This window comes from Spirulina sp. CCNP1310 (genome assembly GCF_034932185.1).
GTDB lineage: Bacteria > Cyanobacteriota > Cyanobacteriia > Cyanobacteriales > Spirulinaceae > Spirulina.
This window is the reverse complement of the sequence record NZ_JAYGHW010000092.1, coordinates 101,988-115,499: the sequence shown is the minus strand read 5'-3', so window position 1 is coordinate 115,499 and position 13,512 is coordinate 101,988. Positions and strand designations below refer to the sequence as shown.

General features: G+C 50.8%; 6 protein-coding genes and 3 pseudogenes. 2 read left to right on the top strand and 7 right to left on the bottom strand.

Annotation, left to right across the window (positions count from 1 at the left end):
• Nucleotides 1–131: 131 nt before the first annotated feature.
• From VB712_RS16930 to ftsH3, 7 genes and pseudogenes are all read right to left on the bottom strand, one after another.
• A pseudogene (locus VB712_RS16930) lies at nucleotides 132–2,582 on the bottom strand (HAD-IC family P-type ATPase); the annotation flags it as partial.
• A 226-nt stretch (nucleotides 2,583–2,808) separates the two neighbouring features.
• Nucleotides 2,809–3,843 carry a ribonucleotide-diphosphate reductase subunit beta gene (locus VB712_RS16925; RefSeq protein WP_416236381.1) on the bottom strand — a complete coding sequence of 345 codons (1,035 nt, stop codon included), beginning with the start codon at nucleotides 3,841–3,843 and terminating at the stop codon, nucleotides 2,809–2,811.
• Between the two features lie 592 nt (nucleotides 3,844–4,435).
• Nucleotides 4,436–5,707, bottom strand: a pseudogene (locus VB712_RS16920) (ribonucleoside-diphosphate reductase subunit alpha); the annotation flags it as partial.
• Nucleotides 5,708–6,095: 388 nt separating this feature from the next.
• Entirely contained in the window at nucleotides 6,096–6,197 is a 102-nt protein-coding gene (locus VB712_RS20565; RefSeq protein ID WP_416236378.1) for a hypothetical protein, read from the bottom strand.
• A 123-nt stretch (nucleotides 6,198–6,320) separates the two neighbouring features.
• Nucleotides 6,321–7,040, bottom strand: a complete 720-nt coding sequence (locus VB712_RS16915) for an HNH endonuclease signature motif containing protein (protein ID WP_323256848.1) — start codon at nucleotides 7,038–7,040, stop codon at nucleotides 6,321–6,323.
• Nucleotides 7,041–7,170: 130 nt separating this feature from the next.
• A pseudogene (locus tag VB712_RS16910) lies at nucleotides 7,171–8,067 on the bottom strand (ribonucleotide reductase N-terminal alpha domain-containing protein); the annotation flags it as partial.
• 162 nt (nucleotides 8,068–8,229) lie between these two features.
• Entirely contained in the window at nucleotides 8,230–10,080 is a 1,851-nt protein-coding gene (gene ftsH3, locus VB712_RS16905; protein WP_323256845.1) for an ATP-dependent zinc metalloprotease FtsH3, read from the bottom strand.
• Nucleotides 10,081–10,509: 429 nt separating this feature from the next.
• Between ftsH3 and hisA the strand changes: the two genes are divergently transcribed.
• Nucleotides 10,510–11,286: a 1-(5-phosphoribosyl)-5-[(5-phosphoribosylamino)methylideneamino]imidazole-4-carboxamide isomerase gene (gene hisA / locus VB712_RS16900; RefSeq protein ID WP_323256843.1), complete on the top strand. Its 777-nt coding sequence runs from the start codon at nucleotides 10,510–10,512 to the stop codon at nucleotides 11,284–11,286.
• Between the two features lie 29 nt (nucleotides 11,287–11,315).
• Complete coding sequence (locus VB712_RS16895) at nucleotides 11,316–13,481, top strand: MASE1 domain-containing protein (protein ID WP_323256841.1); 2,166 nt, start codon at nucleotides 11,316–11,318, stop codon at nucleotides 13,479–13,481.
• The last annotated feature ends 31 nt before the right edge of the window (nucleotides 13,482–13,512 follow it).

The following is a 13,512-nucleotide window of genomic DNA, read 5'->3' as shown; positions in this document are numbered from 1 at the left end:
AGTTCCTAGACGTTTGAAATACAATGTAATTAGCATAACATGACTGGCCCAAAACGGCGACTAAAGTCGCTCGTGTCGTCTTTCATCCCCGCAATAAATTGACGGGGCTTTCAGACTCCCGCACTATCTTCGTAAATAATCCTTGCCGCAACGAGGGCTTGAATCGCCATGGTGCGGGCTAGATCGAGGTTCCCCGTCGTACTTTCTACCCATTCAAACATCCCAAAGATCAAAATCCAGTTAAATACCGATACCGCCAAAATCCGGTTGAGGAGTTTTTTCGTGATCAGGGGGGCATCGGGATTCCGGGGGGCCTGTTGCATCACCCCTTTGCTTTTAGGTTCAAAGGCAAGGGGAACAGTCATGGTGATGGAGTTGATCATGTTGAGCCAGAGAACTTGTAGGGCAAGGATGGGGAGATCCCGCGCTAAGAGGGTGCTGAGGAGGATCGTCATGGATTCCCCCCCGTTGACGGGGAGGAGGAAGGCGATCGCCTTCATCAAATTCTGATATACGGTGCGCCCCTCCTCCACCGCCGCTGCAATGGAGGCAAAGTTATCATCGGTGAGGAGCATATCTGCTGATTCTCTTGCAACCTCTGTCCCTGCTTTGCCCATGGCGATACCGATATCCGCCTGCTTGAGGGCGGGGGCATCGTTGACCCCATCGCCGGTCATGGCAACGATGTGGCCTTGGGCTTGGAGGGATTCCACCAATTGCAGTTTTTGGGCGGGGGCGACGCGGGCGAAGACGGAGCCGGTGCTGATGCTTGTGGCAATTTGTTGATTATCCATCGTTGCCAGGGTTTTGCCATCAAAGGCGTGGATTTCCCCCTGGTAGGTAATTCCCATCCGTTGGGCGATCGCCTTTGCCGTCGTCACATGATCCCCGGTGATCATCTTCACTTGAATGCCGGCCTTTTGGCAGGCTTGGACAGCGGCGATCGCCTCCGGTCGGGGCGGATCGATCATCCCCTGCAAACCGAGAAAAATCAGACCTGTTTCGATCTGATCATGGTCTACATTGTGATGATGGGGGCCCACCTCTTTTTTGGCAAAGGCTAAAACCCGTAACCCTTGGGCGGCCAAAGTTTCCACCGCTACCTCAATTTTTTCCGGCTCCAAGGCCACCGGCTGATGATCCCGATCCACCATCTGGCCACAGCGGCTCAACAGCGCTTCCACCGAGCTTTTAACATAGATCACCCGCACATCCCCATCATGGAGCGTCGCCATATATTGATATTCCGATTCAAAGGGGATGGAATCAAGGCGCGATCGCCCCGCATTTAGGCCCGATTGACTCAAACCCGCCTTTTTCGCCGCCGTAATCAAAGCCCCTTCCGTGGGATCTCCCACCACAGACCAACTATTCCCCGTTTGTTTCAACTGGGAATCATTACACAGTAACCCCGCCATCAAGCATTCCATCAACGCTGGCGGCAAATCTTGCGCCCCTATCCCCTCAGATTCCACAGGGCTAATCTCCCCATCGGGACTATAGCCACCGCCGCTGGTTTGGTAATAATCTCCTCCCACATAAAGCCGCTGCACCGTCATTTGATTTTCCGTTAGCGTGCCGGTTTTATCGGAACAGATCACCGTGGCACTACCCACCGTTTCCACCGCCGGTAATTTACGGATAATCGCATTGCGCCGCGCCATCCGATTCACGCCAATCGCGAGCGTCACCGTCACCACAGCGGGCAACCCTTCCGGAATCGCACTCACCGCTAAGGCCACCGCCGCCTCAAACATATTCAGCCAACTCCCCCCTTGGCCCAACCCGACCACAAACGTAAAGGCCGCCAAGCCTAAAATCCAATAGAGCAGCGTATGGCTAAACTCAGCAAACTTGCGGGTTAAGGGCGTTTGTAAACTAACCCGTTGCTCCATGGATTGGGAAATTTTCCCCACTTCGGTGGCGCTGCCGGTGGCAATGACAATGCCCCGCCCTTGGCCGAAGGTGACAAAACTGCCCGCGTAGGCCATATTCAGCCGTTCCGCTAGGGGGGTATCCGCCGCCAAAAGCGCAATATTTTTCTGCACCGGGACAGATTCCCCCGTAAGTGCCGATTCATCCACCTGGAGATTGCGCAAGTTGATCAAGCGGAGATCCGCCGGGACTTTATCCCCAGAGGTGAGCAGGACTAAATCCCCCGGAACCAAATCCCGTGAGGGAATCCGGAGGGTTTGCCCCTCGCGGATGACGGTGGCTTCGGTGGTGACAGCTTTAGCGAGGGAGGCGATCGCCCCTTCCGCCTTTGCCTCCTGGACATAACCAATCACCGCATTCACCACCGTCACCCCCCAAATCACCACCGCATTCGTCCAAGATCCCAGGGATGCCTTCACCGCTCCGGCGATCAGGAGAATGTAGAGTAAGGGTTGATGGAACTGGAGTAAAAACCGCAACCACGCCGGTTTACCGGGTTTGAATTGTAATTCATTGTAGCCATATTGTTCATAACGCTGAACAATGATCTCCGCCGTCAAGCCTTGCTCACCATCACTCGCTAGGATTTGGATTGTCGCTTCTTCCGAGCGATCATGGTAAGAGCGCGATGCCAATGAAACTGACATGATCATCCTCCGATGTGATCCAAATTTTCTATGATTATAGAAATTTCTCAGTAGCATCTACCATTAAAACAAAAAACCCCTTTTTCCTGGGTCAGGGGAGATCACCCCCCCCTAAAAAAACACCCCCTTTTTAAGGGGGGCAGGGGGGATCACCAAATCGATGAAGCCATGATGCCAAAAAGTAGCTTAACCGCTAACATACCTTACTGTTTGAAAGTAAGGAGCATCAAATTTCATCCCAGCCGGTTAAACCAGAAGACATTACATAACTCGTCACCCCCGCTTCAAAGAAATTGGCTTTCGTATTGCCATCAGCTTTCGTATCACTAAACCGCTCTAAATGGGCGTAGGGCGATTTCTTGAATTTTTCATCAGGATAGATGGCCTCTAAACCAATCGCCCGCAGTCGAGAATTAGCCAAATACTTGGTATATTGCTCCGTACTCGCCTCCGTAATTCCCAGAATTTGATTGCCAATAATATGGTTTGACCATTTAATTTCTTGGCTGACCGCCGCATCAAACAGTTCATAGACCAAATCTTGAGAATGGGGCAAAACTTCCATCGCTTCCGGGATAATCCGCTGAAATAAGCGCACATGGGATAATTCATCCCGATTGATCAGCTTGAAAATATCCGCACTCCCTGGCATCAGCATCCGTGAAGCCAGATTGTACATATAGATAAAACCATTGTAGAAGTACAAGCCTTCTAAAAGGTAATCCGCCACCAAGGAAATGAAATAATTTTCAGCACTGGGCTGATCTAGATAATTTTGATACAGTTTAGCGACAAACTTACACCGTTCAAACAGTACTTTATCCGTGCGCCAGAAATCATAAACCTCGTTGCGCCGCTCCGCCGGGATAATGCTTTCAATCATGTATTGGTAACTAGCTGAATGCATTGCCTCTTGACTGGTTTGCTCTGCCATACAGAGGGCGACTTCTGGGGCAGTGATACAACTTTTCAAATGGGGAATATTACAGGTTTGGATTGAATCCAAAAAGGTGAGATAGGATAAAATCCCATCAAAACCCCGCCGCTCCTCAGGGGTCAGGTTCCAATAGTCGGTCACATCTTGGGTGACATCCAATTTCTGAGGGATCCAAAACTGTTCGCGCATTTGCTGATAAAGAGCGATCGCCCAAGGGTAGCGCACATCATTAAGCTGCATCAAATTGGTCACATTCCCGAACCACAGGGAACGGTTTTCAATTTTGTCATCCCCCTCCGGGTTGAAAATGGGATTGATAGGCATTCGCGCTGTGGGCAGTTGAATCATGTTGTTATTGATTACAGAAAATGGAATACAGTTGATCAGAACTGCATAAAAATAGCCTTAAGCTCAGATTAACCTTTGGCTAAATCCAATAGCTTTGGCCTTACGGATTATATCGTATTTCTCTAAACTGGCTTGGTCAGGGGCGTTTAAAGGGAGTGCAGCAACAACAGATTGTATGAGGATGGTATTTTGACCAATTCTCTTGACATGGTTCAGCAACATATCCTAGAATGCACAACATACTGTAAATATAAATGTAGATGGTGCATTAAGCTTGGGCTTAATGCACCATAGGATGATACAGACACGAAAACAGCGTGGCATCCCGTTACCCATAAGGGTCAAGGCAAAGCCGGTAAAGACGTTCTGGATACTGAAGACTTCAAAATAAGTTTTTGGCGAAGGCTCCTTTAGGAGCCTTTGTTATTTTGAAAACATTTTCGGGAAGGCGGTATCTTTTTGTTTTGAAACAAGTTGTCTGTAGTGTTCAAAAAGTTCATTTATAGATTTTAAATCTTAAAAATTCAGGTGAATTAAGATTGTAATTCACCTGAATTTGTTAAGCTTCTTAATTGGCGCAACTGCTACAGCCGTCGGATTCTTTGTAGTCGTCTTTTTGTACTGTGCGGATATAATAGATCGCCTTACAGCCACTTTTCCAGGCATGAACTAAGGTTTCAAAAATATCCTTGGCAGTCAGGGAGCGATCCGGCTCTTCCGGGAAGTAAACCCCCGCGTTCAGGTTGAACAACAACTCCATACTAATCCCCGTATCAATCCACTGCTGAATTGTGGCCACAGCGTCCACCACGATATTTTGATCCATGGTTTTGCTCTCAGGGTAGAACCAAAAATAATCGCGGATAAAGGGCGGGGCGATGGGGACAACACCTTTGGCCCATTTGTCGTAGTAGAAGCGGCTGTAGGTGGGGAGAATGGAGGCGGTGCAACCTTGGACAAGGCTGGATGAGGTGTTAGGGGCGATCGCCGTGATGTGACTGTTACGAATCCCGTGCGTCTGGATATCTTCGGAAAGTTTGCGCCACCGCTCCGGATTGGCAGAATTTGCCTCAAACCACGCCACAGGTTTCGCCCCGATCAAGTGGCCCTTGCTCCACTCCGAACCGGGGAATGCTGGGTAAGCCCCCCGTTCTTTGGATAGTTCCATGGAGTAGCGGGTAGTGTGGTAGCCGATGGTCTCAAAGAGTTCACCAATGGCCGTTTTTTGCTGATACCCTAGGCGACGAACCGCCAGCCAATCCGCCAGACCCATCGCCCCCACGCCAATGGTGCGATAGCGATCGTTATGGTTTTGGCTGGCTTGGAAGGGGGCATGGGTGAGGTCGATGGTGTTGTCGAGAATGCGGACGGCTGTTTCGCAGTGCATGGGGAGATCGTCCCCGATGTTGGCGAGATTGAGGCTTACTAAGTTGCAGGTATGGGAAAATTGACCGGGGACAACATTGGAGAACGATTCAGTACAAAGGTTTGTTGCTGGAATATAGCCCTCATGCTGATTAGGATTTGCCCGGTTGATCGTATCCTTGAAACTCATGTAAGGTAGCCCCGTCTCCACTTGGGTACGCATGGCCATTTTGAAGAGTTCGCGGGCATTGATCCGGTTAAATAACCTTAACCGCCCTTCGTTGCAAGCCTGCTCAATTTCTGCGTAGGCCACATCAAAGCGATCGCCCCACAGTTCTGCTAATTCAATCCCTAAAACCTGTTTTACTTCGTAGGGATCGACCAATGTCCAATCCTGTTTAGCCACAACTCGTCGCATGAATTCATCGACGATTACAAGTTGCGGAAAAAGGTCATAAACTTTACGCCGTTGATCCGTTAATGTTCACCTTGAAACGCGACATTCAAGGCTGCCGTTCCAGTAACTCCATCGATAGCCGTGGGCTTTTTGACGTTGCCCTATAGAGACATTGACGGCAACTTACATTTTCATGTAAGACCAGACTATATCTTCATCCTACCATAATGACTATGGTTTAGGATGCCCCCTACTTCCATTCGCTTGAATGTACTTCCTGACGGAATAGTCGTTGAACCTGATTCAGATTAAAGAACCTCGGCTGCTGATTGCCCATTGTTACATCTGCTCTATTTTTGACCGTCACACTTGCCATTTCTAGCTATGTTGTGGTTAGGGTAGCTTTAGGGTTTCCCAGCAATTCAGGGGGTGCAGTTATGCCATTACTGACATAACGGGCTAAATACTAACCATTCTCAGTTTGACACTCCAAAAACTCAGGAATATCCAAGTGCCAAATATCAAGGGAAACTGTCACAGCCCCGGCACGCCGTCCCATTCTGTTCAAGTAGGTTTGCTACTCCTACCCCGTGGTTTTAATTTGTTTAAACCACTGCTGCTAGTCGCCTAACAGATCAGACCATATCACCCTCCTAGACTTAGGAGTCTCCCCATTTCGCCCCGCTTGGGGCTACGAGCAACCACGCTCTGGTCGTTGAACCTTGAAGTGCAAGTTGTACAAGTTTTTCCAGGATTTACCAGATTTAATAGCACAAATATTAGCATGGTTTACACCATAAATTCGTGCTATAGAGCAGACACTTTCTCCCCTGTGAAGACGTTGGTAAATATCAAGAACATCAGATTCTTTAAGTTTGGATCGGGAGTTCCCTTCACCCATCTGACGCTGCGATATTTTTTGAGAAATTCCATCCCACAATCCAGTTTCAATGGCATGGGATTGGTTTTCTTCATTCGTGCTCCACTCAAGGTTAGATGCTGAGTTATTCAGTTTATTCCCGTCAATGTGATTGACTTGGGGTTTGTTGTGAGGGTTTGATACAAAATTCTCGGCAACGAGCCGATGAACCCTGTAGCTCTTTTTATCCTGAAGGCAAACTTGAAGATACCCCTTCTTATTTACACTGGGTTGGATAGGTTTATGGGTTCGGATTCGTACAACAGTCCCTTCATCATTAACTGCGTGAATAGGGGAACCCTCAACAACTTTATAACCAGGAAGACCAGAAATACCAAGGGAATCATTAACATCGTAAACAAACTGCTTGGCAAGTCGTTTAACAGTGTCAATTCCTAACCCTAGTTTTTCTGAAATTTCCTTCGCGGTCATGGATAAATAGTTATCCTGGATAAACTGAATTTCTGACTGGTAACGCTGTTCTCGTAACATCTTGCACTCCCTTGGCTGCTGATTGTCTCTAGTTTAGCACCAATTCTTGTTCGGTATGATTGACAACTAGAGAGTTCCCAGCAATTAGAGGAGTTTTCATTGCAACTTACGCCGCAATGGGGCAGAATTTACCCTGGTTCACAGCGATCGCCGTATCATTGAGCAACTTCACCCAAGGGAGAACGCCGCCGCTGGCGTTGGGTTTGCCCATCACCGTTGACCCCGTAGCCCGAATCCGGGAAACGTTCATGCCCACACCGCCGCCGTTTTTGCTGATCCGAGCGGTGTTGGTGATTTCATGGAAGATGCTCTCTAGGTTGTCCTCCATGGCGGAGATGAAACAGGAGGCGAGGGAGCCGCCGGGAACCCGCAGGTTAGCGAGGATGGGGGTGGCGAGGGAAATTTTCCGTTGGGCGATCGCCTCATAAATCCGTTTTGCCCAAATCATCCGCGCCTCCCCTTGCTCTACCGAGGCAATGAGCAAGGCGCAGGTTAACAGGGCTTCTTGGGGCAATTCATTGGGGAGGAGATAACGCTTCGTAAACATCACGGCCCCCGCGTAATCGTAGTCTAGATCCCAATCGGATTTGATCCAGGAACCGGCTTGGGTCAGTTCATCGGGGGTGTAGGTGAGGATGCGGCGATCGTAGGCATTGGCGGCAATTTGGGTGGCAACGGTCTTGGGATAATCCCCATACTGGTAGCCCCGCGCCACGAGGGTATCCTTCCACAGGCTCCAGATATGGAGGCGACCGGCAACGTAACGCCAATCCGGTTCATCGGGGCTACACATCCCCAAGGCGCAATCAATCAGGTTGTCCTGAATTTCGCGGGTGCTGACCCCAGGGCGTAAACGGGTTTTCAAGCCCGCTTCGAGGGTAATGGTGGAAACCGCCAAACCCTCACAGGCCCATTCCACTACCTCGCGGATGCGCTTAACGTTGAGGGGGGCTGTGGTTCCATCCCGTTTGATGACTTGGAGGTCATTTTTTTGGGAAGTGATCGGTTTTGATGTCGCTAGGGTCATGGTTGTGTGAATGGTTGCCGTAACAAGATGTAGTGTAATTCAATCAGCCTTGATCTTATAACACGCTATACATAGTGATTCGTCAGCAAACCATAAAAAAAGGGAGCAATGCTCCCTTTGAAATGATTTTGGATTGTGAGGCTCTGTTGTGAGCCGGGGGAATTAGGCGATCGCCGCCATCTTCACATCGTTGCTATTGAGAATCACCTGTAACTCTTCCGCATCAATGGTTTCCTTATCCACCAACACTTCCGCCAATTTATCGAGGATGTGGCGGTTTTCGTTGAGGACTTGGGTGGCTCGGGCGTAGGCTTGATCCACCAATTTACGCACCTCTTCGTCAATCATTGCCGCCGTTTCATCGGAAAAATCCCGATCCGAGGCAATATCCCGACCCATGAACACGTTCCCAGACTGACGACCGAGAGCCACCGGCCCCAGTTGCTCGCTCATCCCGAACCGCGTCACCATTTGGCGGGCCACCCGCGCCACCTGTTGGAGGTCGCTGGAGGCTCCGGTGGTGACTTCTTCCGTACCAAAGACGATTTCTTCAGCCACCCGACCGCCAAGGGCGACGGCCATTTGGTTTTGGAGGTAGGAACGGGAGGATAAACCGGAATCGAGGCGATCTTCACTGGGGGTGAACCAGGTTAAGCCGCCAGCCCGACCCCGAGGAATGATGCTGATTTTTTGCACCGGGTCATAATCCGGCATCAGCGCCCCCACAAGAGCATGACCTGCTTCGTGATAGGCCACAAGGGTTTTGCGCCGTTCGCTCATCACCCGGTCTTTTTTCTCCGGCCCCGCCAAGACGCGATCAATGGCATCGTTGACTTCATCCATGGAAATTTCCGTCAGGTTGCGACGGGCAGCGAGGATCGCCGCTTCGTTGAGGAGGTTGGAGAGATCCGCACCGGTAAAGCCGGGGGTACGGCGGGCGATTTTATCGAGATCCACATCTTTGGCCAGGGTTTTGCCCCGGGCATGGACGTTGAGAATTTCGCTGCGGCCTGCATAGTCGGGGCGATCGACCACCACTTGACGGTCAAAACGACCGGGACGGAGTAGAGCCGCATCTAAGACATCGGGGCGGTTCGTGGCGGCAATGATAATGATGCCGGTGTTGCCTTCAAAGCCATCCATTTCTGTGAGTAGTTGGTTGAGGGTTTGTTCCCGCTCATCGTTACCACCACCGAGACCTGCGCCGCGACTGCGACCCACTGCGTCAATTTCATCAATGAAGACGATACAAGGGGCGTTGGTCTTTGCCTGCTCGAACAGATCGCGAACACGGGAAGCCCCCACACCGACGAACATTTCCACAAATTCCGAGCCGGAAATGCTGAAGAAGGGTACACCCGCTTCACCGGCAACGGCACGGGCTAAGAGGGTTTTCCCGGTTCCGGGAGGGCCGACAAGCAGCACGCCTTTAGGAATTTTCGCGCCAATGGCGGTGAAGCGATCGGCATTTTTGAGGAAGTCTACAACTTCGGTGAGTTCCAATTTCGCCTGTTCAATCCCTGCCACATCGCCAAAGGTGACTTGGGTTTGGGGTTCCATTTGGACGCGGGCTTTGGATTTGCCAAAGTTCATCGCTTGGGAGCCGGGGCCACTGGAGGCGCGGCGGACGAGGAAGAATAAACCGATGAGCAACAGCGCAGGCACAAAGAGGCTACTGAGGATCCGGAACCACACACCATCATCTTTGGGGGGTTGGACGGCGATATCTACGCCGTTGGTGGTGAGGATGTTGATCAGTTCGGGGTCGTTGGGGAGGTTAACGAGGATTTGTGCGCCTTCGGGGGATGTCACGAGGGCTTGAGTGCGATCGGAGGAAAGTTTGATCGTCTCAATTTTGCCGGTTTGTACTTCTTGGATCAGGCGGCTATATTTCCAAACTTCTTTGGTGTCGCGGGGACTCTCGAAGAGGGCGGAGCCGAGGGCGAGAAGGACGATGACGAGGAGGACGTACAGTCCGGCGTTGCGCCACTTTTTGTTTTTGCTGTTGTTCACGCGGTTGAACTCCTAGATAATGTCAAGGGTGTGGGTGAGATGCGGGTGGGTTATAAGCCAGAGAGGGCTAGAGATCCGGAGCCATGGCAATTTTTTGCTCGCTCTCGTTGATGTTTAAGGTTGAGATATTAACTAATGTTAACGTTTCTCAGGAATTCTTGACTAGGGGGCGATCGCGATCACGTTGGTGATGAGAAATTGTAGCGATCGGGGTGAGTTCGGCAAGGGCTGAGGTTTTAGGGAGCAGGACTTTTGTTTTGTTTCAGCGATTAACGGGGTGTAAGGATGCTCAGTGCAAGACCCCTCAGAGGGTCAAACCCCTAGGGAGTTCTGAGATTCAGGGATTTTTAAACTCCTTGTAAGGAATATGCGTGGGCGATCAATCTCCGCTATGCTGCAAGGGTTGAAAGTGAACTATGAATCAAATCTATGGATGTCATTCCCGCTATTGATCTGTTGGGGGGGCAATGTGTCCGCCTCTACCAAGGCGATTATCAACAGTCGGAAGTTTTTAGTGCTGATCCCGTTGCCGTTGCCCAACGGTGGGAGGCAGCCGGAGCCACTCGTTTACATTTAGTGGATCTCGATGGGGCGAAGGCGGGAGCGGTGGTGAATCGGGAGGCGATCGCCGCCATCGTTAAAGCCATCCATATCCCTGTTGAAGTGGGGGGCGGCCTGCGCGATCGCCACAGCATTCAAGCCCTCTTTGACCTGGGGGTACAGTGGGGAATTGTCGGCACGATCGCCGTTGAACAGCCGGATTTGGTCGCCGATCTCTGTGCCACATTTCCAGGGCGGATCATCGTCGGCATTGATGCCCGCAACGGCCAAGTCGCAACGCGGGGCTGGCTGGAAACCTCCACCGTTGCCGCCAAGGATTTAGCCCAACGCATGGATCACATCGGAGCCGCTGCGATTATCTACACCGACATTCACCGCGATGGCGCAATGCAGGGGCCCAATCTAGAGGCGCTGCTAGAATTGGCTCAAACCGTCAAGATTCCCGTCATTGCCTCAGGGGGCGTAAGTTCCCTCACCGATGTTCTCAGTTTGCTCACCTTAGAATCTGATGGTGTAACAGGCATGATTGTCGGGAGAGCCATCTATACCGGGGATCTAGATTTACAAGAAGCGGTGCGGGCGGTCGGCCCTGGCCGTTGGCAGGATGTCCCCCCCACGGGCGGCGGTTTTTCCACCTTTGCCTAGGTTTCGTTTGCTCACAGCCCTTTTTTTTCATGAAAATTTCCTGGCGACCTCATCCTTGGCAGCAGGCGATCGCAATTATTGCCCTAGCCCTTGGCTATTATTGGCTTTCCCTCTTCTGTCGTTATCTAGCAAGCACTCCCCAAGAGATCACACCAGTTTGGTTCCCTGACGGCCTGGGCTGTGGAATTATTTTGCTCTTTGGTTACGGTCTTTTACCGGGGATCGCCCTCGGCTCGATCTTGGCCAATTGGGGGATGATCCTCACCCATCAGCCCCTTTGGCCCTTAGCGCTTTTACAAATCGGAATTATTGCCGCCACCAACACCGCCGGAACCTACTACGGTGTCCAAGGGTTACGCCGCTTCATTGGTCGTCGCAATCCCCTCAATCAACCCAGGGATATCTTTTTATTCATCTTAATTACCGCCATGGGCGGAACCGCCATTCATGCCACCGGGGGCGTGTTGGGGGTCAACTTGGGGCAACCTATGACCCTGACCACGACCTTGCTGGATTGGCGAACCTGGTGGATTTCTAACGTTACCGGCGTATTACTCCTCACCCCTTTTTGTTTAAGTAGTTCCGATGCGGTGCGGTGGTGGATGAACCGGCGGCAAGATGCTCACCAATGGTTAAGTAGTCAGTTAGCCTTAGTGCTGCAAATTCCCCAACATTCTAAGCTGTTGTGGATCGGGGAAGTGGTGGGAATGTTGAGCGCAATTGTGGTGATCAGCTATGGCGCTTTTGTGCGGCAATATCCAATTAATTATTTGCTGATTCCCTGCTTGATTATTGCTGCTTTTCGCTGGGGGCAGTTTGGGGTCAGCACTTTATTATTGTTAATTACCTTGATCGGTATTTTGGGTACTGTGGATGGGATGAAGGTCAGTTCTCAGCTTCATTTGGTTGATTCTTTGCTGTTGCTTCAGGGGTTTTTAGGTATTATCGGCATTACTGCTCTGGTTCTCTCGGCAACGCTGACTGAGCGGCAACGAATTTTTGACTATCTGCACCATTCTCAACAACAACTCCAAAAACAATCTAGCCAACTTATTGCTCAAAATGATGCCCTCAAGCAGGCCAAGCTGGCGGCGGAAATGGCCAACCGGGCTAAGAGTGAATTTCTCGCGAATATGAGCCATGAAATTCGCACCCCCTTAAATATTATTTTGGGGTTTTGTCAAATTATGAATCAAGATGTTGAGCAGATTCCGGTGGAGGATTTGCGGGAAAATTTAACCTTGATGGAGCGGAGTGGTGATGCTTTATTGCGGTTGCTCAATGATGTTTTAGATCTGGCTAAAATTGAGGCGGATCGGCTCAAGCTCCACTATGAACCGATGGTGCTGCGATCGCTCATCCTCGAAATTCACCGGGTTTTTGCCCCCTCTGCCCAACAAAAGGGCCTGACGTTTACCCTTGATATTGCCCCCAATCTCCCGGAGCAAATTTACTTCGATGTGACGCGCCTACGCCAAATTCTCTTTAATATTGTCGGCAATAGTCTCAAGTTTACGGAAGCGGGTATGGTGACGCTCACTGTCCGGGGGGAACCCCATGCGGACAATCCCTGCGCCATTGATTTAGCGATCACGGTGGCAGATACGGGGATTGGGATTGCCCTGGAACAACAAAAGATTATTTTTGATGCGTTTCGTCAGGTGGAGGGCCATCACAGTCGTCAGTATGGCGGGACGGGGTTAGGTTTGGCCCTCAGTCAACGGTTAACCCAAATGTTAGGGGGCAAGATTACGCTCACCAGTGCGTTAAATGTGGGGAGTACGTTTATGGTGGTGTTTCCCCATGTGGAAGTACCCGCAGCCCATGCGCCCTCTATTCCGGAACCCCTACCGGCTTTGCTGGCCATGGATGCCCATGAATATAGCCGCAATGATTTCAGTTTTGAACCCCCTGCGCCTATTTCGGGAATTGAGGGGGAGTTGTTGCTCTGCCAACTTTATGAGGAGGAGGCGACGGCTTGGGTGCAAATTTCCAAAACGCTGATTATGGGGGAGATTCGCCAGTTTATTGAGCGGTTAGAGGGGTTGGGTAAAACCTATCATTGTCCGCAACTTTTGGCCTATACGAAGGAGTTGGCGACCTATGCGACGGAGTTCCAAATTGCGGATTTGCAGAGGGCGATCGCCCAATTTCCCCAAGTCCGCCAGGAGATTGAGGAAAGTTTAGGCCATTAAAAAATCCCCCACGGGGGGGGTGAGGGATTTC

Excerpts from the sequence above, each read along its gene's own strand:
- VB712_RS16925 (WP_416236381.1), bottom strand. The coding sequence starts at position 3,843 with ATGCCTATCAATCCCATTTTCAACCCGGAGGGGGATGACAAAATTGAA.
- VB712_RS16915 (WP_323256848.1), bottom strand. The coding sequence starts at position 7,040 with ATGTTACGAGAACAGCGTTACCAGTCAGAAATTCAGTTTATCCAGGAT.
- hisA (WP_323256843.1), top strand. The coding sequence starts at position 10,510 with ATGGATGTCATTCCCGCTATTGATCTGTTGGGGGGGCAATGTGTCCGC.
- VB712_RS16895 (WP_323256841.1), top strand. The coding sequence starts at position 11,316 with ATGAAAATTTCCTGGCGACCTCATCCTTGGCAGCAGGCGATCGCAATT.